This window comes from Prescottella equi, assembly GCF_020171745.1.
Classification (GTDB): Bacteria; Actinomycetota; Actinomycetes; order Mycobacteriales; family Mycobacteriaceae; genus Prescottella; species Prescottella equi_A.
This window is the reverse complement of the sequence record NZ_JAIVAH010000023.1, coordinates 50,852-71,788: the sequence shown is the minus strand read 5'-3', so window position 1 is coordinate 71,788 and position 20,937 is coordinate 50,852. Positions and strand designations below refer to the sequence as shown.

General features: G+C 69.0%; 21 protein-coding genes. 5 read left to right on the top strand and 16 right to left on the bottom strand.

The window, feature by feature from the left end:
• Position 1 precedes the first annotated feature (1 nt).
• From LCL87_RS19650 to LCL87_RS19635, 4 genes are all read right to left on the bottom strand, one after another.
• Entirely contained in the window at positions 2–1,342 is a 1,341-nt protein-coding gene (locus LCL87_RS19650; RefSeq protein WP_225022843.1) for a M16 family metallopeptidase, read from the bottom strand.
• Between the two features lie 176 nt (positions 1,343–1,518).
• Positions 1,519–3,774 (bottom strand): polyribonucleotide nucleotidyltransferase, encoded by a 2,256-nt coding sequence (locus tag LCL87_RS19645; RefSeq protein WP_225022841.1) that lies wholly within the window; start codon positions 3,772–3,774, stop codon positions 1,519–1,521.
• A gap of 283 nt (positions 3,775–4,057) precedes the next feature.
• The gene (gene rpsO, locus LCL87_RS19640; protein ID WP_031939812.1) at positions 4,058–4,327 is read right to left on the bottom strand and encodes a 30S ribosomal protein S15; all 270 of its coding nucleotides are present in this window, start codon (positions 4,325–4,327) and stop codon (positions 4,058–4,060) included.
• A 132-nt stretch (positions 4,328–4,459) separates the two neighbouring features.
• Positions 4,460–5,431: a bifunctional riboflavin kinase/FAD synthetase gene (locus LCL87_RS19635; protein WP_225022839.1), complete on the bottom strand. Its 972-nt coding sequence runs from the start codon at positions 5,429–5,431 to the stop codon at positions 4,460–4,462.
• A 181-nt stretch (positions 5,432–5,612) separates the two neighbouring features.
• Between LCL87_RS19635 and LCL87_RS19630 the strand changes: the two genes are divergently transcribed.
• Both LCL87_RS19630 and LCL87_RS19625 read left to right on the top strand, forming a co-directional pair.
• A complete protein-coding gene (locus LCL87_RS19630; protein ID WP_225023094.1) occupies positions 5,613–6,290 on the top strand; it encodes a metal-dependent transcriptional regulator in 678 nt (225 codons plus the stop codon).
• A 56-nt stretch (positions 6,291–6,346) separates the two neighbouring features.
• Positions 6,347–6,757, top strand: a complete 411-nt coding sequence (locus tag LCL87_RS19625; RefSeq protein WP_225022837.1) for a hypothetical protein — start codon at positions 6,347–6,349, stop codon at positions 6,755–6,757.
• A 6-nt stretch (positions 6,758–6,763) separates the two neighbouring features.
• On the opposite strand, the gene truB is transcribed toward LCL87_RS19625, so the two are convergent.
• From truB to rimP, 11 genes are all read right to left on the bottom strand, one after another.
• Positions 6,764–7,690 carry a tRNA pseudouridine(55) synthase TruB gene (gene truB / locus LCL87_RS19620; RefSeq protein ID WP_225022835.1) on the bottom strand — a complete coding sequence of 309 codons (927 nt, stop codon included), beginning with the start codon at positions 7,688–7,690 and terminating at the stop codon, positions 6,764–6,766.
• Positions 7,691–7,740: 50 nt separating this feature from the next.
• Positions 7,741–8,412: a 4'-phosphopantetheinyl transferase Npt gene (npt, locus tag LCL87_RS19615; RefSeq protein WP_225022833.1), complete on the bottom strand. Its 672-nt coding sequence runs from the start codon at positions 8,410–8,412 to the stop codon at positions 7,741–7,743.
• Positions 8,413–8,425: 13 nt separating this feature from the next.
• The gene (locus tag LCL87_RS19610) at positions 8,426–9,349 is read right to left on the bottom strand and encodes a metallophosphoesterase family protein (protein WP_225022827.1); all 924 of its coding nucleotides are present in this window, start codon (positions 9,347–9,349) and stop codon (positions 8,426–8,428) included.
• 4 nt (positions 9,350–9,353) lie between these two features.
• On the bottom strand, positions 9,354–10,661 hold the full coding sequence (locus LCL87_RS19605) for an MATE family efflux transporter (protein ID WP_510850818.1): 1,308 nt from the start codon (positions 10,659–10,661) through the stop codon (positions 9,354–9,356).
• A 64-nt stretch (positions 10,662–10,725) separates the two neighbouring features.
• The gene (locus LCL87_RS19600; RefSeq protein WP_510850813.1) at positions 10,726–11,727 is read right to left on the bottom strand and encodes a DHH family phosphoesterase; all 1,002 of its coding nucleotides are present in this window, start codon (positions 11,725–11,727) and stop codon (positions 10,726–10,728) included.
• Between the two features lie 12 nt (positions 11,728–11,739).
• Positions 11,740–12,204, bottom strand: coding sequence for a 30S ribosome-binding factor RbfA (rbfA, locus tag LCL87_RS19595; protein WP_225022824.1), 465 nt, complete (start codon positions 12,202–12,204; stop codon positions 11,740–11,742).
• 64 nt (positions 12,205–12,268) lie between these two features.
• The gene (locus LCL87_RS19590) at positions 12,269–12,559 is read right to left on the bottom strand and encodes a DUF503 domain-containing protein (protein WP_225022822.1); all 291 of its coding nucleotides are present in this window, start codon (positions 12,557–12,559) and stop codon (positions 12,269–12,271) included.
• Positions 12,560–12,657: 98 nt separating this feature from the next.
• Positions 12,658–15,543, bottom strand: coding sequence for a translation initiation factor IF-2 (gene infB / locus LCL87_RS19585; protein ID WP_225022821.1), 2,886 nt, complete (start codon positions 15,541–15,543; stop codon positions 12,658–12,660).
• A gap of 226 nt (positions 15,544–15,769) precedes the next feature.
• Positions 15,770–16,084, bottom strand: a complete 315-nt coding sequence (locus LCL87_RS19580) for a YlxR family protein (protein WP_225022818.1) — start codon at positions 16,082–16,084, stop codon at positions 15,770–15,772.
• A 44-nt stretch (positions 16,085–16,128) separates the two neighbouring features.
• Positions 16,129–17,160 carry a transcription termination factor NusA gene (nusA, locus tag LCL87_RS19575; RefSeq protein WP_225022817.1) on the bottom strand — a complete coding sequence of 344 codons (1,032 nt, stop codon included), beginning with the start codon at positions 17,158–17,160 and terminating at the stop codon, positions 16,129–16,131.
• Complete coding sequence (rimP, locus tag LCL87_RS19570) at positions 17,157–17,726, bottom strand: ribosome maturation factor RimP (protein WP_225022815.1); 570 nt, start codon at positions 17,724–17,726, stop codon at positions 17,157–17,159. The genes nusA and rimP overlap by 4 nt, the downstream gene beginning before the upstream one ends.
• A 226-nt stretch (positions 17,727–17,952) precedes the next feature.
• Here rimP and LCL87_RS19565 point away from each other — a divergent pair, with 226 nt between their 5' ends.
• From LCL87_RS19565 to LCL87_RS19555, 3 genes are all read left to right on the top strand, one after another.
• Positions 17,953–18,444, top strand: coding sequence for a hypothetical protein (locus LCL87_RS19565; RefSeq protein ID WP_225022813.1), 492 nt, complete (start codon positions 17,953–17,955; stop codon positions 18,442–18,444).
• A complete protein-coding gene (locus tag LCL87_RS19560; protein WP_225022811.1) occupies positions 18,441–18,887 on the top strand; it encodes a ferritin-like domain-containing protein in 447 nt (148 codons plus the stop codon). The genes LCL87_RS19565 and LCL87_RS19560 overlap by 4 nt, the downstream gene beginning before the upstream one ends.
• A gap of 86 nt (positions 18,888–18,973) precedes the next feature.
• Entirely contained in the window at positions 18,974–19,462 is a 489-nt protein-coding gene (locus LCL87_RS19555; RefSeq protein WP_225022803.1) for a nuclear transport factor 2 family protein, read from the top strand.
• On the opposite strand, the gene LCL87_RS19550 is transcribed toward LCL87_RS19555, so the two are convergent.
• Complete coding sequence (locus LCL87_RS19550) at positions 19,396–20,907, bottom strand: MFS transporter (RefSeq protein WP_225022801.1); 1,512 nt, start codon at positions 20,905–20,907, stop codon at positions 19,396–19,398. The two genes, LCL87_RS19555 and LCL87_RS19550, sit on opposite strands and share 67 nt — an antisense overlap.
• Positions 20,908–20,937: the final 30 nt, after the last annotated feature.

Genomic DNA, 20,937 nt, shown 5'->3' with positions numbered 1-20,937 from the left:
TCTACCGGACGATCCCCCGCACCGACGCCGGCAGGTCCCGCTTGCGCCGATACGGCCCGACGACGGCCGCTGCGAACGGGCGCTGCAGCAGCACGCGCGCCACCTCACGCACCTCTTCGGTGGTCACCTCGTCGATCCGGGCCAGCGTCTCCGACACCGACTGGTGGTTGCCGTAGTTGAGTTCGCTGCGCCCGATCCGCGTCATCCGCGACCCCGAATCCTCGAGTCCGAGCACCAGCGATCCGCGCAACGATCCCTTGGCCCGAGCGCACTCGGCATCGGTGATGCCCTCGGATGCGACGTTCGCGAGCACCTCACGGATCAGCGTCGCGACCTCGCCGAGGTTGTCGGGCTGGCATCCTGCGTACACCGAGAACGCGCCCGTGTCGGCGAACGTGTCCACGCCGGAGTACACGGAGTACGCGAGGCCCCGCTCCTCCCGAATCTCTTGGAACAGACGAGAACTCAGGCCGCCGCCGACGGCGGCGTTGAGGACCGACAGCGGCCAGCGGTGTCCCTCGTGGCGGCCGAAGGCCCGCACACCGAGAGCCAGGTGGGCCTGCTCGCTGTCCCGCTTGGTCAGGCTCAGCGTCGGCGCCGTCCGCAGCCGGATCGCGCCGCCTCGCCGCGGTGCCGGATCGACCGCACGGTCGAGATGCCCGGCGAAGGCCCGCCGCACCAGTTCCACCGTGTGCTCGTGCTCGATGTTGCCGGCGACCGCGACCACCATCCGCTCGGGGGTGTACCGGCGGACGTGGAACGAGTGCAGCTGGCTCCGGGTCATCCCCTCGATGGAGTCGACGCTGCCGATCACCGGACGCCCCACCGGATGGTCGCCGAACAGCGCGGTCAGGAACGCGTCGCCGAGCAGGTCCTCCGGGTCGTCGTCGCGCATCGAGATCTCCTCGAGCACCACCTGACGCTCGACGTCGACGTCGACCGACCGGCACCGACCCCGCAGCACCACGTCGCTCACCAGGTCCACCGCGAGCGGAAGATCGTCGTCGAGGACGTGCGCGTAGAAGCACGTGTGTTCCTTCGACGTGAAGGCGTTGAGCTCGCCGCCGACACCGTCCATCACCTGCGCGATGTCGAGCGCCGTGCGGGTCGGGGTGGACTTGAACAGCAGGTGCTCGAGAAAGTGCGCGGCACCCGCGACGGAGGGCTGCTCGTCGCGCGACCCCACCCCGACCCAGACGCCGACGGAAGCCGAACGCACACCGGGCACGTGCTCGGTGACCACCCGGAGACCACCGGGAAGGACGGTGCGCTGGACGCCGGTCTGCGGACGACTGTTCGGTGCGGAGCCCCGGCGGGGCTTCTCGCGAAGAGATTGAGCCATATGGCGGTTCGTTTTTCCTCGAGTCCAGGGGTGTCTGCGACAGCGGGAGAGTCTGCGACAGTCCGGACAGGTGCCGGAGGGGGTGGTGAACGTCGATCCACGATACACCGCGGACGAAAAGCCTCGGCCCCGCACGGACGAACCGTGCGGGGCCGAGGGCAGTGCTGTGTGCCGAACTACTCGGCGGCGGCGTCACCCTCGGCGGGGGCAGCAGACTCGTTGCCCTCCTCGACGGGGATCAGCGAGATCTTGCCGCGGTTGTCGATGTCGGCGATCTCGACGCGGAGCTTGGAGCCCACGTTGACGACGTCCTCGACCTTGGCGATCCGCTTGCCGTTGCCCAGCTTGGAGATGTGCACCAGTCCGTCGCGGCCCGGGAGCAGCGAGACGAACGCGCCGAAGGCGGTGGTCTTGACGACCGTGCCGAGGAAGCGCTCGCCCACCTTGGGCAGCTGCGGGTTGGCGATGGCGTTGATCATGTCGATCGCAGCCTGCGCGGACGGGCCGTCCGCGGCACCGACGTAAACCGTGCCGTCATCCTCGATGGAGATGTTGGCGCCGGTCTGCTCGGTGATCGAGTTGATCATCTTGCCCTTGGGGCCGATGACCTCACCGATCTTGTCCACGGGCACCTTGATGGTGGTGATCCGCGGTGCGTACGGGCTCATCTCGTCCGGAGCGTCGATGGCCTCGGCCATGACCTCGAGGATCGTGGTACGAGCATCGTGCGCCTGCGACAGCGCGCCGGCGAGAACCTGCGACGGGATGCCGTCGAGCTTCGTGTCGAGCTGCAGCGCCGTGACGAAGTTCTTGGTGCCCGCGACCTTGAAGTCCATATCGCCGAAGGCATCCTCGGCGCCGAGGATGTCGGTGAGCGCGACGTAGCGGGTCTCGCCGTCGACCTCGTCGGAGACCAGGCCCATGGCGATGCCGGCGACCGGAGCCTTCAGCGGCACACCGGCGTTCAGCAGCGACAGGGTCGAGGCGCAGACCGAGCCCATCGAGGTGGAGCCGTTGGAGCTCAGCGCCTCCGAGACCTGACGGATCGCGTACGGGAACTCTTCCTGGCTCGGCAGCACCGGCACGAGGGCGCGCTCGGCGAGGGCGCCGTGGCCGATCTCGCGACGCTTCGGCGAACCGACGCGACCCGTCTCACCGGTCGAGTACGGCGGGAAGTTGTAGTGGTGCATGTAGCGCTTGCTGGTCTCGGGGCCCAGCGAGTCGATCTGCTGCGCCATCTTGACCATGTCGAGGGTGGTGACGCCCATGATCTGGGTCTCGCCACGCTCGAACAGCGCCGAACCGTGGGCCCGCGGGATCACGGCGACCTCGGCGGACAGCGACCGGATGTCGGTGATGCCGCGGCCGTCGATGCGGAACTGGTCGCGCAGGATGCGCTGGCGCACAAGCTTCTTGGTCAGCGAGCGGAACGCTGCGCCGATCTCCTTCTCGCGACCCTCGAACTGCGGGGCAACCAGCTCGAGGACCTCGACCTTGACCTCGTCGGTCTTGTCGTCGCGCTCCTGCTTGCCGGCGATGGACAGCGCCGCCGACAGCTTCTCGGTGGCAGCGGCCTCGACAGCGGCGTACACGTCGGCCTGGTAGGCCGGGAACAGCGGGTACTCGCCGGTCGGCTTTGCAGCCTTCTCGGCCAGCGCCTGCTGCGCGGCACACAGGCTCGCGATGAACGGCTTGGCAGCCTCGAGGCCCTCGGCCACGATCGCCTCGGTCGGCGCCTGCGCGCCACCGTCGATCAGGCTGATGACGTTCTCGGTGGCCTCGGCCTCGACCATCATGATGGCGACGTCACCGGACTCGACGACGCGGCCCGCGACGACCATGTCGAACACGGCGCCCTCGAGCTGCTCGACGGTCGGGAACGCGACCCACTGACCCTTCTTGTTCTCCTCCGAGGTGATCAGCGCAACGCGCACGCCACCGACGGGGCCGGAGAACGGAAGACCGGCGATCTGCGTCGACGCGGATGCCGCGTTGATCGCGACGACGTCGTACAGGTCCTTGGGATCGAGGCTCAGGACCGTGACGACTACCTGGATCTCGTTGCGGAGACCGTCGACGAACGACGGGCGCAGCGGCCGGTCGATCAGGCGGCAGGTCAGGATCGCGTCGGTGGAGGGACGTCCCTCACGACGGAAGAACGAGCCGGGGATGCGGCCCGCGGCGTACATGCGCTCCTCGACGTCCACCGTCAGCGGGAAGAAGTCGAAATGCTCCTTGGGCTGCTTGCTGGCCGAGGTGGCCGACAGCAGCATGGTCTCGTCGTCCAGGTAGGCGACGACGGCGCCGGCGGCCTGCTGCGCGAGGCGACCGGTCTCGAAACGAATGGTGCGGGTGCCGTAGCTCCCGTTGTCGATGACGGCGGTGGCTTCGAACACGCCCTCTTCGACCTCTACTGCGGTGTTGTCTGTCATTACTTTTCTTCTCTTCCCTCTCGTCTTTTGCCGCTCCGCGCAGGCATCGTGCCCGGCGTGGTCGCGGCTGTTCACCCCTTGCAGCGCGGAGGCGGCCGTCGATCGAAGCCAGCCGGAACTCGTCCGGAGGGCCACTACCGAAGACCGACGCCACGGCTACGGGGTCGGGTGGCAGTCGTACACACCCTGGTGGTGCAAACACCGATAGCCAACGAGGCTCAGTCTAAACAGTGCCTCGCTGGCTATCGGTGAGGTCGGCGAGGCGACTCGCCGTGAGCGCGTCTTATCGGCGCAGGCCGAGACGCTCGATGAGCGAACGGTAACGCGCGATGTCAACCTTCTGGACGTACTTCAGCAGACGACGACGGCGTCCGACCAGCAGCAGCAGGCCGCGGCGGGAGTGGTGGTCGTGCTTGTGCATCTTCAGGTGCTCGGTGAGATCGACGATGCGCTTGGTGAGCATGGCCACCTGCGCCTCCGGCGAACCGGTGTCGGTCTCGTGCAGTCCGTACTCGCCGAGGATCTGCTTCTTCTGCTCGGTGGTCAATGCCACTTGGTGCACTCCTGTAACTGACGTCCGCGTGAAAGGAATCGGCGATCGCGGGTCACCCCGGACATCCGACGGTGCGGCCGCCGCGAACCGCAGCACACACCAGCGGAAGATCTTACCAGGCGGTTCGGGCCGTCAGCGATCGGCCGCTTCCGCGAGGATCGCGCGGGCCTTGTCGGAGTCGCGCCCCATCTCCTCGATGAGCGCATCGACGGAGTCGAACTTCTCCATCCCGCGCACGCGCTGGACGAAATCGACAGCCACGTGCTGGCCGTACAGGTCGGCCTCCCGGTCCAGGACGAACGCCTCGACCGTCCGGGTGCGACCGGAGAACGTCGGGTTCGTACCGACCGACACGGCCGCCGCGTATCGCTTGCCCGGCTCCACCGTGCCCTCGACGGGACCCGGACCGAGCACCGTGAACCAGGCCGCGTAGACGCCGTCGGCGGGGATCGCCGAGTACATCGGCGGTGCGATGTTCGCGGTGGGGAACCCGAGTCCACGACCGCGACCGTCGCCGTGCACGACGACGCCCTCGACGCGGTGCGGGCGACCCAACGCCTCGGCCGCCGCCGACACGTCCCCGGCGTCGACGCACGAGCGGATGTAGGTCGACGAGAACGTCACCGCGTGCTCCGCGAGCAGATTCACGCCGTCGACCGCGAATCCGAACCGCGCACCGGTCTCGCGCAGCAGATCGACGTTTCCGGCCGCCTTGCGTCCGAACGTGAAGTTCTCCCCCACGACGACCTCGGAGACGTGGAGACGCTCGACGAGGATCTCGTGCACGTACCGCTCGGGCGAGAGCTTCATGAACTCGGTCGTGAACGGCATGACGCAGAAGACGTCGATGCCCAACTCCTCGACCAACTCCGCACGCCGCGGCAACGTCGTCAACTGGGCCGGGTGACTTCCCGGCCGCACGACCTCCGCCGGATGCGGATCGAATGTCATCAGGACACTGGGGATTCCACGCACCCGCGCCGCGTCGACCGCACGGGAAATCAGTTGCGCGTGCCCACGATGCACGCCGTCGAAAACGCCGATCGTCAGGACGCAACGCCCCCAGTCCGCCGGCACATCGTCCAGACCTCGCCATCTCTGCACAGGTGGCAGCCTACGGCCACGGCACACACCGGTCACGTTCGGACCGACCCTGCGCCCCGAATCCGCTGATCATGTTGCGCAATCGCCGAACCGAACGGGAGGTGATGTGTGTCCCACGTGATGGTTGCCTAAGCTCGTATCCGTGGCCACGCAGAAATCAGACGTACCCGCACCGAGCGAGGTGACGCGCCCGGAGACCTTGTCGTCGGTGGCACAGGACTACCTCAAGGTCATCTGGACGGTCCAGGAATGGTCGCGGGAGCGGGTGTCGACCAAGCTGCTCTCGGAGCGCATCGGCGTATCCGCCTCCACGGTCTCCGAAGCGATCCGCAAGCTGTCCGATCAGGGACTCGTCGATCACGCCCGGTACGGCTCGATCGCCCTCACCGACGCCGGTCGCTCCGCGGCGGTGTCCATGGTGCGCCGGCACCGGCTGATCGAGACTTTCCTCGTCAACGAACTCGGCTACGGCTGGGACGAGGTCCACGACGAGGCCGAGGTTCTCGAGCATGCGGTGTCCGACCGCATGATCGACCGGATCGACGCCAAGCTCGGTTTCCCCGAACGTGATCCGCACGGCGACCCCATCCCGTCCGCGGACGGGTCGGTGCCCACTCCCCCCGCACGGCAGCTGAGCGACTACCAGGACGGCGAGTCCGGCCGGGTCGCCCGGATCTCCGACGCCGATCCGGCGATGCTCCGGTACTTCGACTCCGTCGGGATCGCCCTCGACACCGACATCACGGTCGTCGAGCGGCGCGACTTCGCGGGCACCGTCTCGATCCGGCTCGGCAGCGACGCGGGCACCGGGAACGTCGACCTCGGCAACCCTGCGGCACAGGCCATCTGGCTGGTCTAGGCTCGGCTCACGCATCCCGCGTCCGAGGCGGGCAGCCGTTCGAGACGAGGTCCGCGATGAGCACAACCGTCCGCCGTACCGCCCGTGTCGCCGCGTCGCTGTGCGCGGCCGCGACCGTCGTCCTGGCCGGCGCGGGCATCGCGTCGGCGGACGAGTGGCCCACGCCCCCGCCCTATCCCAGCCCGTTGGCGCCGTTCGACTACAACGGCTTCCTCACGCCCACGGACCTGGACTACTGGAACCCGTTCGTCAGCCAGAACCGGCTCACGTCGCCGTTCGGCACCAGCACCCGCATCGTGTGCACCGGCTTTCACGGCGTTCTGCTCGAGTGCTGGCAGGCCGACCGCGAGGGCAACCCGCACAAGCTCACCAAGCTGGCTCAGGACTACCCGGGGTCGTTGGGCGGCGGACTGCCCGGCGGCGGCCCCGGCCACTTCGTCTACCCGGGCTTCATCCCGGGTAGCTGACCACCGCTACCGCAGCGTCGCGGGGCGCACGACCATCACCGAACTGGCCCGCTTGCCGCGTTCCTGGATGAGCGCGATCGTGTGTCCACTCGGGTCGATGGCGGCGTAGATCTCCTTGCGGCCGATCGGCTCGAGCCAGCGTCCCTGGCTGATCGACTCGGCCTCCGCGTCACTGATCTGCCGGTGCGGGAACGCGGTCTGCGCGGCCTGGTCGATGTCGAGGCTGACTGCGGGATCCTCGGCCAACTGGTCCAGGGTGCGCGCGTGCTCGAGCGTGAACGGTCCGACCTTCGTGCGGCGCAGCGCGGTCAGGTGTCCCCCGACGCCCAGTGCCGCGCCCAGATCACGGGCGAGCGCCCGGATGTAGGTGCCCGACGAGCAGTCGACGTCGACGTCGAGGTCCACGAAACCCCCGGCCTCCGTCGCGACGTCCCGGCGCGCCAACACGTCGAAGCGCGACACCGTCACGGGACGCGCCGCGAGGGTGACCTCCTCGCCGGCCCGGATCAGGGCATGCGCGCGCTGTCCGTCCACTTTGATGGCGCTGACGCTCGCGGGCACCTGCTGGATGTCGCCCGTCAGTTTCGCGATCTCGGCGGCGATCTGCTCGTCGGTAACGGCGGACGCGTCGGCGGTCGTGAGCACCTCGCCCTCCGCGTCGTCGGTCGTCGTGGCCTGACCCAGCCGGATCGTCGCGCTGTACGACTTGGTGGTGAGGGCCAGCAGGCCGAGCAGCTTGGTCGCCCGCTCCACGCCGAGGATCAACACGCCGGTCGCCATCGGATCGAGGGTGCCCGCGTGCCCCACCTTGCGGGTGTTCAGCAGCTTCCGGCAACGCGAGACGACATCGTGGCTGGTCATCCCAGCTTCCTTGTCGACGATCAGCAGGCCGGCGCCGACGAGGCCGGAGGACGGTTTCTGAGACTTGGGCACGTGGTCCGATTCTGCCAGCCGTCGCCCGGTTCGCCGATTCGGCTCCCCCGTCAGCTCACCGCGATGGCGGTGACGATGAGTCCGTCGGAGACGATCCAGCGGCCGTCGAAATTCGCGAGCGGCGCACCGCCGTCCGTCGTGTCCCCCGGCACCAGGAGCCGCGAATGGAACGTCCCGGCGATCCCGTCGGAGGTCTCGGTGCCGGCCGTGAACGTGATGTGCGCGTCCTCGAACCCGAGCCACCGGCCGGTGAGCGGGAACCACGCCTTGTAGGTGGCCTCCTTGGCGCAGAACAGCAGCCGGTCCCAATGGACGGGCGCGGGGCCGACCGACGCCAGCCACTCACGCTCCTGGGGCAGGCTCACGGCGTCGAGGACGCCGTTCGGCAGCGGGCCGTTCGGTTCGGCATCGATGCCGACGCTGCGCACCTGCATCGCGTAGCCGAGGACCGCGGCGCGGTAGCCGTCGCAGTGCGTCAGACTCCCCACGACGCCGCGCGGCCACACCGGAGAACCCATGTCGCCGCGCAGGATCGGCGCCGGCTCCACTCCCAGGTCCGCCATCGCGAGGCGGGCGCAGTGCCGGGCTCCGATGAACTCGCGGCGCCGCTTCTCGACCGCCTTGGCGATCAGCGACTCCTCCTGCGGATGCGGCTGCAGTCCCGGCGGATCCTCGAAGAGTTCCGCGGACTTCACGCCGGTGGGCAGAATGCGCTCGATCAATCCAACTCCCCTGTCAGCGCTGTGCGCGCATGCGTTCGTACTCGGCCTCTTGCTCGGCGGTGATCCGGAAGTGGCCGCCGAACTTGTTGAGCGTGCCGGGCGCGTACTCAGGCACCGGCAGGATCTGACGCAGCAACTTGTCCGGCAGGCCGCGCCGCTGCCACTCGCGCGGGTAGCCGACCGAGACCTCCTCGAAGCGAACACCGTCGTAGTAGGTGGTGCGCGGGATGTGCAGGTGGCCGTAGACGCAGCACGCGGCGTTGTAGCGGGTGTGCCAGTCGGCCGTCGAGATCGTGCCGCACCACAGCGCGAACTCCGGGTAGTAGAGCACCTCGGTGGGCTGACGCACGAGCGGGAAGTGGTTGATCAGAATCGTCGGGATCGTGGCGTCCAACGCGTCGAGGCGCTTCCGCGTCTCCTCGAGTCGGGCGCGGCACCACGCGTCGCGGGTCGCGTACGGCTCGGACGAGAGCAGGAACTCGTCGGTCGCGACGACGTTCTTGTCGCGGGCGATCCGCAGTCCGTCGGCCTTGTCGGTGGCCCCGTCCGGCAGGAACGTGTAGTCGTACAGCAGGAACATCGGGACGATCGTCGCGGGACCGCCGTCGCCCTCCCACACCGGGTACGGGTCCTCGGGGGTGACGACACCGATCTCCCGGCACATGTCGACCAGATAGTCGTAGCGCGCCTTGCCGTGCATCTGCACGGGATCCTTCGCGGTGGTCCACAACTCGTGGTTGCCGGGCACCCAGATCACCTTCGCGAAGCGACTCTTCAGCAACGTCAGCGCCCAGCGGATGTCGTCGGTCTTCTCCGACACGTCGCCCGCGACGATCAGCCAGTCGTCCGGCGAATCCGGGAAGATCTCCTCGGTGATCGGCCGGTTGCCCCGGTGCCCGACGTGCGTGTCGCTCACCGCCATCAGTTTGCCTGCCACACCACTACCCTTTCGCCTCCTGCAGTTGGCGGTCGGAACCGCCGACGGCCCAACGACCCGACGCGGCACGCCACAACACCGTCAGCATCCGCAACACCATGAACACGGTAAGCCCCAGCCAGATTCCGGCCAGCCCCCAATCCCACACCAGCGACGACCAGATGAGCGGCAGAAAGCCGACCAGCGCGCACGCCAGTGTGGCCGTCCGCAGGAACGCCGCATCTCCGGCGCCGAGGAGGACGCCGTCGAGCGCGAAGACGACACCGGCGACCGGCATGATCCCGACGAAGAACCACCACGCGACGGAGGTCTGGCCGAGCACGTCGGGATCGTCGGTGAAGAACGTCGGGATCAGCGAGGCCCCGGCCGCGAAAACCAGCGCCAGGACGATGGCGAACACCGCCGACCACCGCGTCACCCGCCACGCCAGACGGTTAGCGCCGCGCACGTCGCTGCGCCCCAGCGCGGCGCCGACGAGGGTCTGCGCGGCGATCGCGAGCGAATCGAGGGTCAGTGCCACGAAGTTCCACAGCTGGAGCACCACCTGGTGCGCCGCGACGGACGCCGCCCCGAAGCGGGACGCGACGGCCGCAGCGGACAGGAAGCATGCCTGGAACGCGAGGCTCCGCAGGATCAGGTCGCGGCCGAGCACCATCTGCGCCCGCATGACCGTCCAGCTCGGACGCAACGGCACCCGGGCGCGCAGCAGCGCGACGCCGAACAATGCGGCCGACGTCGCCTGTCCGGCCACGTTGGCGACCGCCGAGCCCTCCAGTTCCCAGCGCGGCGCACCCGCCACCCCGTGGACGAGCAGCACGCACAGGACCGCGGAGACCGCCTGCCCCACCAGGACGAAGCGCAGCGGCCGCATCGTGTTCTGCACGCCGCGCATCCAGCCGTTGCCGGCCATCGCGACGAGGATCAGCGGCGCACCGAACACGGCGATCCGCAGCCACCGCTCCGCCGAAGCGGCGATGTCGCCGGACCCGGCGATCAGCGCCGTGACCGGACCCGCGAGGACCTGCACCGCGGCGACCACTACCGCACCGATCCCGAGCGCGAGCCACGTCGCCTGCACCCCCTCGCGGACCGCGTCACGTTCGCGGCCGGCACCGTGCAGGCGGGACGCCCGCGCGGTGGTGCCGTACGAGAGGAAGGTCAGCTGGGTGCTGACCTGGGCGAGGATGAGACCGCCGACCGCGAGGCCGGCGAGAGCGAGCGCACCGAGACGCCCCACGACGGCGATGTCGAGGAGCAGGTACAGCGGTTCTGCCGCCAGGACGCCCAGAGCGGGCACGGCGAGCCCGAGGATCCTGCGCGGGCCGGCTTCCGTCGGCTCGCGCTCCTGCGGGGTGTGCTCGGCGGTCCCGGTCAAGTCAGTCGAGGGTCTCGCGCAGTGCGGCGATCGCGGACTCGACGGCACCGGTCGCGGTGTAGCCGGCAGCGAATCGGTGGCCGCCCCCGCCGAGACGTTCGGCCACCGCCGACACGTCCACGGATTCCTTCGAGCGCAGCGACACCGACCACGAGCCCGGAGTGGACTCCTTGAACACCGCGGCCACCTCGGCCTCGGCGGTGGTACGCACGATGTCGATCACGCTCTCGACCTCCTCTGAGCCGAGACCGGCCGAGTCGGTGCAGCGGATGACGGCATGGACCAGACCGCGTCCGGCCGCGGCGTCCGGCACCAACACGGCCGACGAGAGCACCGTGCCCAGCATCGGCAGCCAGCCGAACGGGTGGGTGTCGAGCAGACGGCGCGCGATGCCCGCCCCGTCGATGCCGGTGGCGAGCAGACGCTCGGCGAGCGCATGCGTGCCCGGTTGGACCCACCGGAAGGACCCGGTATCGGTGACGAGACCCGCGTACAGGCAGTGCGCGAGATCGGCGTCGATCTCGACACCCCACAGGTCGAACAGGCGGGCCAGCACGGCGGTCGTGGCCTCGGCGGAATCGTCGATCAGGTCGAACGTCCCGTAGCGGGTGTTGGACCGGTGATGGTCGATCACGAGCGAGCGTCGCGCTCCCCCGAGCCGGGAGGCGAGCGCGCCGAGACGCCCCGCGCTGCCGCAGTCGACCGTGACGAGCAGGTCGACGGACTCGGCGACCGCGTCGGCAGGGACGATCAGGTGCGTGCCGGGCAGACCCGACATCGACACCGGCAGCCGATCCGGCGAGGCGAACGACACCTGCACCGGAATTCCCTTGCGCTCGAGCACAATTCCGAGCGCAAGCCCGCTACCGATGGTGTCGGCATCGGGCTGGACGTGACACAGGACGGTCACCGACGTCGCACCCGCCAGCACCTCGATCACGTCCTGCAACTGCAGGGGCTGTGACGCGAGGGCCGGGGGCATGGTTTCCGGGCGGTGAGTCATGACGGCCTCGGGTCAGGCGTCCTCGTCGGAGACATCGTCCGCGGCGTCGCGCGCCTCCTTGTACGGGTCGGCGTCGCCGGCCGGCTTCGCGTTCTCCCGTGCACGGGCCACCGCGTCGTCCGCGGCGCGCGCCCGGGCGAGCAGTTCTTCCATGTGCCGCGCGGTGTCGGGCACCGTGTCGGCGACGAACGTCAGGGTGGGCGTGAACCGCACTCCGGTTCCCGCGCCGACCTTGGACCGCAGAACGCCCTTGGCCTTCTCGAGGCCCGCAGCGGCACTGGCCACGTCCGGTTCGGTGTCGATGTTCTCGCCCATGACGGTGTAGTACACCGTGGCGTCGTGCAGGTCGGCCGTCACCTTTGCGTCGGTGATGGTCACGAAGGCAAGACGCGGGTCCTTGATCTCGTGGTCGATCGCCGTCGCGACGATCGTGCTGATGCGCTTCGCGAGCCTGCGCGCGCGTGCAGGATCTGCCATGGCAATCAGTCTCCTCTCCCGGATTTCTCCAGCTGTCTCCAGCGTCTGCCCGCGCTAGCTGGTGCTAGTCGTTGGGGCCGAAAATTCTTCGTCGAACCGCAAGTAGTTGCAGCTCAGGTCGTCCGGCGACGTGCCGCTCGCACTGATCGAGCACCTCGTGGACGTGTCCCACCCCTGAACTTGCCACCGCGACGCCGAGTAGCGCCCGTCGGTAGCGGTCGTGCTCACCTGTCTCCGCGGCGGACACCCCGTATCGTCGCAGTTCGGTCAGGATCGGCCGCACCAGCGACCGCTTCTCCTTCAATGACCGCACATCGCCGAACAGAATGTCCATCTCGAGCGCGCCGAGAAACACCAGTCCTCCCTCCGGTGTGAGACTTGTCGACCCCGGCACAGCCGGAGCGTCCCTCCCCGGTGGCACGAGGCCACCGGGGAGGGACACGTTCGGTACGACTAGTCCCGCGGCTTCTCGCGAAGCTCGTAGGCCTCGATCACGTCGCCGACCTTGATGTCGGAGTACGTGACGGTCAGACCACACTCGTAGCCTTCGCGGACCTCGGTCGCGTCATCCTTCTCCCGCTTGAGCGAGGAGATGGTGACGGTCTCGGCGACAACCTTGTTGTCGCGCAGCAGGCGTGCCTTCGCGTTGCGACGCATGATGCCCGAGGTGACGAGGCAGCCGGCGATGTTTCCGACCTTCGACGAACGGAACATCGCGCGGATCTCGGCCTTGCCGAGCTCCACCTCTTCGTAGACCGGCTTGAGCATGCCCTTGAGGGCCTTCTCGACCTCGTCGATGGCCTGGTAGATCACCGAGTAGTACCGGATGTCGACACCCTCGCGGTTCGCCAGCTCTGTCGCCTTGCCTTCGGCACGGACGTTGAAGCCGATGATGATCGCGTTGGACGCGGACGCCAGGTTGACGTTGGTCTCGGTGATGCCACCGACACCGCGGTCGATCACACGCAGCTGCACCTCGTCGTCGATCTCGATCCCCATGAGGGCCTCTTCCAGCGCCTCGACGGTGCCGGAGTTGTCGCCCTTGAGGATGAGGTTGAGCTCGTTGTGCTCCTTGAGCGCGGCATCCAGATCTTCCAGGCTGATGCGCTTGCGGCTGCGGGCAGCGAGCGCGTTGCGCTTGCGTGCATTACGCCGGTCCGCGATCTGGCGGGCGATCCGGTCCTCGTCGACCACGAGCAGGTTGTCGCCTGCACCGGGGACCGACGTGAAGCCGACGACCTGGACGGGACGCGAAGGCAGAGCCTCCTCGACATCGTCACCGTGCTCGTCGATCATGCGACGGACGCGGCCATAGGCATCGCCCGCGACGATCGAGTCGCCGACCCGCAGCGTGCCGCGCTGGATGAGCACGGTCGCGACGGGACCACGGCCACGGTCGAGGTGAGCCTCGATCGCGACACCCTGGGCGTCCATGTCCGGGTTGGCGCGCAGATCCAGGGAGGCATCCGCGGTCAACAGCACCGCTTCCAGGAGGGCATCGATGTTGGTGCCCTGCTTGGCGGAGATGTCGACGAACATGGTGTCGCCGCCGTACTCCTCGGTGACCAGGCCGTACTCGGTCAGCTGCTGACGGATCTTGTCCGGGTTCGCGCCTTCCTTGTCGATCTTGTTCACCGCGACCACGATCGGCACGTCGGCCGCCTGGGCGTGGTTGATCGCTTCCACCGTCTGCGGCATGACGCCGTCGTCGGCTGCGACCACGAGGATCGCGAGGTCGGTGGCCTTGGCACCACGAGCACGCATGGCCGTGAAGGCCTCGTGACCCGGGGTATCGATGAACGTCACCAGACGCTCGTTGCCGTCCAGCTCGGTCAGCACCTGGTAGGCGCCGATGTGCTGGGTGATGCCGCCGGCCTCGCCCTCGCGGACGTTTGCCTTGCGGATCGTGTCGAGCAGGCGGGTCTTGCCGTGGTCGACGTGACCCATGACGGTGACCACCGGCGGACGCGACGCGAGATCGTCCTCGTCGCCCGCGTCCTCGCCGTAGGTGAGGTCGAACGACTCGAGCAGCTCGCGGTCCTCGTCCTCCGGGCTGACGACCTGGACGACGTAGTTCATCTCGCCGCCGAGCAGCTCCAGGGTCTCGTCGTTCACCGACTGAGTGGCCGTGACCATCTCACCGAGGTTGAACAACGCCTGGACCAATGCTGCGGGGTTCGCGTCGATCTTGTCTGCAAAGTCCGACAGCGACGCGCCACGGGCGAGACGGATGGTCTCGCCGTTGCCGCGGGGCAACCGCACGCCACCGACGGCGGGCGCCTGCATGCTCTCGTACTCGGCGCGCTTCGCCCGCTTCGACTTGCGACCACGTCGCGGAGCACCACCGGGGCGACCGAACGCACCCGCGGCACCGCCGCGACCGCCCGGACGTCCACCGCCGCCACCGGGGCGACCGCGGAAGCCACCGGGAGCGCCTGCACCTGCGCCTGCACCCGCACCGGCACCTGCACCGGGAGCGCCGCCGCCACCACGGTATCCACCGCCGCCGCCACCGGGACGACCACCGGGAGCACCGGGACGACCGCCACCGGGACGACCGGCACCGGGTGCCGGACGCGCCGCACGCTGCGGCATCGCACCCGGGTTCGGGCGCGGAGGCATCGATCCGGGGCTAGGACGGGGACCGCCCTGGCCGGGAGCCGGACGCGGACCACCGGGGCCGGCGGCCGGACGCGGAGCACCGGGCACGCCGGGACGCGGCGCACCACCCTGCGGGCCGGGGCGCGGACCGCCCGGACGCGGAGCGCCGGGAGCCGGACGCGGCGCGGGGCGCTCGGCCGGAGCCGACGAGTACGGGTTGTTGCCGACGCGCGGCGGCTTGGGGCCGGGGCGCGGACCGCCGGGCTTGGGACCCGCCGGGGCGGCCGACGCAGCCGGAGCTGCGGGGGCCTGGGCGGCCGGAGCTGCAGGCGCCGGAGCAGCCGGAGCTGCCGGGGCCGGCTTCGGCGCCGGACCCGGACGCGGTCCGGGGGTCTGGGCTGCCGGAGCGCTCGGTGCTGCGGGGGCCGCCGGAGCCGCGGGCTCTGCGGGGGCTGCCGGAGCCGCCGGTGCGGGCTTGGGGCCGGGGCGCGGGGCGCCCGGCTTGGGTGCGGAAGCACCGGGAACACCGGGCTTCGCCGACGGACGCGACGCATCGCCGCCCTCCGGCTTCGCATTCGCCGACGGGAAGGACTCCCGCAGACGACGCGCGACCGGGGCTTCGACGGTCGAGGACGCCGACTTCACGAACTCGCCCTGCTCCTTGAGCCGTGCGAGTAGTTCCTTACTTGTGACACCGAGTTCTTTAGCCAACTCGTGCACGCGGGCCTTGCCTGCCACTGCTCTCCTCTACTGAGAGGTCGAGCGAGCGACTGGTGCCCGCACGACCTCGGTTATCTCCGAAGGACGTTCATCGCTGGTGCTTCACGGTGTGCTCATGAGTGCTTGTGCCTGTTCTCTGAGGTACTGCTCGACGTTCTCGAGTGGTTGTGCAACTCGAGGGGGCTCGAGTGGTACTGCGTCCCGCGTATTCACTGTCGTGCTCGCACAGGTTCGGATGGTCCGCCTACGACGACTCGGAATTCTCGACCAAGCGGTCGAGCTCCGAGGAGTCCAGACTTCCGGACACCCGCAGTGCTCTGCCGAATGCTCGGCGCCGCCCTGCTTCGCTCAGACACTTCGGATCGCGATGCAACCATGCACCTCGCCCCGGGAGCCTTCGCTTCGGATCGGGAGTGAGGACGAATCCGCCGGATTCGGCCTCTCGCGCCACGACCCTGAGCAAGTCGGTGGCCAGCCCTTTCTGTCTGCACCCGACGCAAGTTCGCTCCGGAATCCCGGCTCGGACACGCGTCGATACAGCCAGTTCACGCTGAACCATCGACCACTCTACCGCTGTATACCCGCGAACTCCGCATTCTGTTCCTAAGCACCTGTCGTTTCGCGACCGATCTGTGACTCGGGGTCGGTCGCTGCATCGCTGCGGATGTCGATGCGCCATCCGGTCAATCGCGCAGCCAGACGTGCATTTTGCCCCTCCTTGCCGATGGCCAGCGACAACTGGAAATCGGGGACGACCACCCGCGCGGCCCGCGCCTCGGGGTCGACAACAGTGACGGACACCACTTTCGAGGGCGACAGCGCGTTGCCCACGAACTTCGCCGGGTCGTCGTCGTAGTCGATGATGTCGATCTTCTCGCCGGCGAGTTCGCTCATCACGTTCCGGACGCGCTGCCCCATCGGACCGATGCACGCCCCCTTGGCGTTCAGACCGGGAACCCGCGAATGGACCGCGATCTTCGAGCGGTGGCCGGACTCACGGGCGACCGCGACGATGTCGACGGAACCGTCGGCGATCTCGGGGACCTCGAGGGCGAACAGCTTGCGCACCAGGTTCGGATGCGTGCGCGACAACGTGATCTGCGGTCCACGCTGGCCACGCGAGACCCCGACGACGTAGCACTTGATCCGGTCACCGTGCTCGTAGGTCTCCCCCGGCACCTGCTCGGCCGGCGGAATGAGGCCCTCGGCACCGTTGGCCTCGCTGCCGATCCGGACCACGACCATGCCACGCGCGTTGGCGCGATTGTCGCGCTGGATGACGCCGCCGACGATCTCGCCCTCGTGCGTCGCGAACTCGCCGAAGCTGCGCTCGTGCTCCGCGTCGCGCAGGCGCTGCAGGATCACCTGGCGCGCGGTGGTCGCCGCGATCCGCCCGAATCCCTCCGGGGTGTCGTCCCACTCCTCGCCCACCTGGTTGCCGTCGGCATCGACGTCGCGGGCCATGACCCGGACGACACCGGACTTGGTGTCCACGTCGATGCGGGCGTGGGGCTGATGCCCCTCGGTGTGGCGGTACGCCGTCAGCAGGGCCGTCTCGATCGCGGCGATGATGGTGCCCGCGGAGATTCCCTTCTCGGCCTCGATTGCGCGCAGCGCTGCGATGTCGATATTCACTTGTCCGACCCTTCTTCGTTCTCTTCGTTCGACGCTTCCACGTCCGCAGGCGCTACCCGGCCCTCGGGAATTCCTCCCGCAAGCTCGAGCTCCTTCGCGTCCGGACGCGAGAACTCCACCTGCACTACAGCTTTCCGGACATCTTCGAGTTCCACCCGGCGCACGACCGGACCACCCTTGGCCTTGACGACGATGTCGACGCCGCCGCCGGAGAGCCGTCCGACCCGGCCGGTCACCGACTCCTCCGGGAGTTCGACGAGAACCTTGCGCCCCTGAGCGCGGCGCCAGTGCCGCTCCTCGGTGAGCGGCCGGTCGATTCCCGGCGACGTCACCTCGAGGGTGTACGGCGACTCCCCGAAATCCGACACGGCGTCGAAGGCGTCGGAGATGACATGACTGAGGCGGGCGACCTCGTCGAGTTCGAGCCCCGCATCGCTGTCGACCATCACGCGCACCGCGCTGTGGCGACCTGCGAGCGTGATGGTTACATCCTCGAGGTCGTAGCCCTCACGCGCGATGGGATCGGCGAGAAGCTCGATCACCCTCTCCCTCGACGGCACCGGCATCTGGGACGCTCCTCGCTTCAGTTGTGGTCATCGCTGACGTGCGGCGATAGCGTCGATTGTCGACTTCGACGAAGCACGACAAGACACACCACCGGTTGGACTGTGGAGTCTCAAGGGTATCGCGCCGCGGGACTGGTCGTGACCGCCCCGGCGCGCCCACCCGCCGCCTGCGCCCCGCGACCTGCTCGGTACCGCCGATCGAGTGTCGGGCTGGCACGATGATCATGTGCGAACGACCTTCCTCACCACCCCGGTGTCACGACGCGCCGCATTGCGTGCCGCAGGCGGCGCCGTGCTGGGTACCACCGCGCTCACGCTTGTCACCGGCTGCTCGGATTCCGGCGACGCCGTCACCCCGGCGGAGGTGGACGCGCTCACCGAGCAGGCGCGGTCCGCGCGCCGCGACGCCGCGAACGCGACGGCCACGATCGCCGCCCGCCCCGATCTCGCGGCAGCGCTCGGCGTCATCGCGGCGGAACGGACAGCGCACGGGGACGCACTGGACGAGGAGATCGCGCGGGCCGCGAGCACGCCGTCATCGACGACCGCGACGACGCCGGCGGCCGCGCCGGTCGACATCGATCAGTTGAGGGCCGACCTGGCGTCGGCGCAGCGCGACGCCGGCACGCTCGCCCGGACCCAGACCGGGTATCGCGCGGGCCTCCTCGGTTCGATCAGCGCGTCGTGCGCCGCGCAGCAGGTGGTGTTGCTGCCATGAGTTCCACCAGTCCCGGGCCCGAACAGCAGGCCCTGATCGACGCACTGCAGGCCGAGTACGCGGCCGTGTTCGCGTACGGCATCGTCGCCGCCTTCTCAAACACCAACCGCACCGACCTCGTCGCGGCGAACACCGCCGCCCACCGCGCCCGTCGCGACGCGACCCTCGATGCCCTGGCGGCTGCCGACGTCGACGCGCCCGAACCCGAGGCCGGATACACGATCCCGTTCGCGGTGACCGATCCGATCTCCGCCGCCCAACTCGCGGCCCAGGTCGAGGCCGACACCGCCGCGGCGTGGCTGTCGGTGATCGAACGCAGCCAGTCCGAGCACACCCGCGAGGTGGGCGTCACCGCACTCACCGAGACGGCCGTCCGCGCGGGCAACTGGCGCGCGATCCTCGGGATGAACCCCGCGACGACGGCGTTCCCGGGTCGGCCCTGAGTTCTCCACTGAGCGGGAAAGCCTCTCGCGAATCGCCTTGCAGGACCTAGGTTCTGTGACACAGATCGCAACCGAGAGGATTTCCCGTGACGGAACGCTCCATCGAACAGCGCCTCGACGACCTCGAGCGAATCGAGGCCATCAAGGCACTCAAGCACCGCTACCTGCGCGCGTGCGACGCCAAGGACGCCGACACCTTCCGCGCCTGCTTCATCGACCGCGGCGCCCAGATCGACTACGGCCCGCTCGGCAAGTTCGACGACGCCGACCCCATCGCCGAGGTCTTCCGCACCATCGCACTGCAGAAGGTCGACGGCAAGAACGTCATCCTCGACATGCACCACGCCTTCCACCCGGACATCACCCTGCGCGGCGACGACCTGGCGGACGGCAAGTGGACTCTCGCCTTCCGCCAGGTCAACCTCATCGACAACACCGAGACCGTTCGCTCCATCGAATACGTCGACGAGTACGTGATCGAGAACGGTGAATGGAAGATGTCGAAGTGTCAGTCGATCACGCTGTGGTCGATGACCCGGCCGCTCGCCGAGGGCACCGTCGTCACCGAAGGCTGATCGGCGCCTTCCGACTTCGCGGCTCGCCGCGGTGGCATCAGTGCTGCCGCGGCGACCGCCACCGCCACGAACCCCGCCCCCACGTACAGCGCCGGCGCCAGCGCGTCCGTGTACCCGGTCGGCGTGAGACTGCCGCCCGCACCGAGGAACACCGCGGTCAGGATCGCGATACCGAGCGCGACACCGATCTCGCGCAGGGTCGAGTTGATCGAACTGGCCGTCGCCTGATCGGCCTCCTTCATGTCGGCGAGTACCGCCGTCGCATTGGGCGCGAACGTCAATCCCATTCCGACACCGGCCATCACGAACGCCGGAACGAGACTCGAGTACGCCACCCCCGGCTCGATCAGCCCCGCCATCCACACCAGCGAGAGCCCCTGGAGAACCAGACCGGTCACCAGCAGTGCCCGCAGCCCGACGCGCGGCGCCAACAGGCCCGCTATCGGCGCGACGACCATCGGGGCCGCGGTCCACGGCAGCGTCCGCAGCCCCGCCGCGAACGGGCTGTACCCGGACACGATCTGCAGGTACTGCGACAGCAGGAACACCGCGCCCATCATGCCGAGCGTGAACGTCAACGCGATGACGTTCGCGATCGAGAATTGCCGTGACCGGAACAGCCGCAGCGGCATCACCGGGAACTCGGCCCGCGATTCCCGCACCAGGAACGCCGCGAGTAGCAGCGCAGCGGCGCCGAGCGTGCCGAGAACCGACACGCTGGTCCAGCCGTCGTCGTTGCCGTGCACGATGCCCCACACGCCGAGGAACACGGCACCACCGGCGAAGAGCACGCCCATCGGATCGAGCGGTTGGCGCCGGCCCGTCGATTCCCGCAGCGCGTAGAGCACCAGCGGCACCGCGAGTGCCGCGACCGGAACGTTGAGCCAGAAGACGGCCTGCCACGAGACGCCGTCGACTACCGCGCCGCCCACGACGGGACCGAGCGCGACACCGAGCCCGGACACACCGCCCCAGACGCCGATCGCCAGCGCACGCTTCGCCAGCGGTACGGCGCCCGCGAGCAGGGTCAACGAGAGCGGCATGATCGCCGCGGCGCCGACGCCCTGGATCGCCCGGGCCGCGATGAGCATGCCCGCCGTGGTCGACAACGCGGAGGCGATCGAGGCGGCCGTGAACACCGCTATGCCCCAGAGGAACACGCGACGACGTCCGAGTCGGTCACCGAGCGTGGAGAGGGAGAGCATGAGCGTTGCGAAGGCCAGGGTGTAGGCGTTCATGAACCACTGCAACTGGCCGACCGTGGCGTCGAGATCCGCCCGGATGACCGGCAGCGCGCTCGTCATCACGAGGTTGTCGAGCGTCGCCATGAACATGGGGATCGAGGCTGCCACGATGGCCAGCCACACGGGAACCGAACGCCCGGGCGGCGGCGCACCGGCCGATTCGGAGGACTGTGGATCGAGTTGATCGGAGAGCGTCGTCATGTCGGCTCCTGAGGCCTGAGGACGGAAACT

Excerpts from the sequence above, each read along its gene's own strand:
- rimP (WP_225022815.1), bottom strand. The coding sequence starts at position 17,726 with ATGCCGGTGCCGTCGAGGGAGAGGGTGATCGAGCTTCTCGCCGATCCC.
- LCL87_RS19650 (WP_225022843.1), bottom strand. The coding sequence starts at position 1,342 with ATGGCTCAATCTCTTCGCGAGAAGCCCCGCCGGGGCTCCGCACCGAAC.
- rbfA (WP_225022824.1), bottom strand. The coding sequence starts at position 12,204 with ATGGCAGATCCTGCACGCGCGCGCAGGCTCGCGAAGCGCATCAGCACG.
- LCL87_RS19550 (WP_225022801.1), bottom strand. The coding sequence starts at position 20,907 with ATGACGACGCTCTCCGATCAACTCGATCCACAGTCCTCCGAATCGGCC.
- LCL87_RS19600 (WP_510850813.1), bottom strand. The coding sequence starts at position 11,727 with ATGACTCACCGCCCGGAAACCATGCCCCCGGCCCTCGCGTCACAGCCC.
- LCL87_RS19580 (WP_225022818.1), bottom strand. The coding sequence starts at position 16,084 with ATGGTTCAGCGTGAACTGGCTGTATCGACGCGTGTCCGAGCCGGGATT.
- LCL87_RS19560 (WP_225022811.1), top strand. The coding sequence starts at position 18,441 with ATGAGTTCCACCAGTCCCGGGCCCGAACAGCAGGCCCTGATCGACGCA.
- LCL87_RS19625 (WP_225022837.1), top strand. The coding sequence starts at position 6,347 with ATGAGCACAACCGTCCGCCGTACCGCCCGTGTCGCCGCGTCGCTGTGC.
- LCL87_RS19645 (WP_225022841.1), bottom strand. The coding sequence starts at position 3,774 with ATGACAGACAACACCGCAGTAGAGGTCGAAGAGGGCGTGTTCGAAGCC.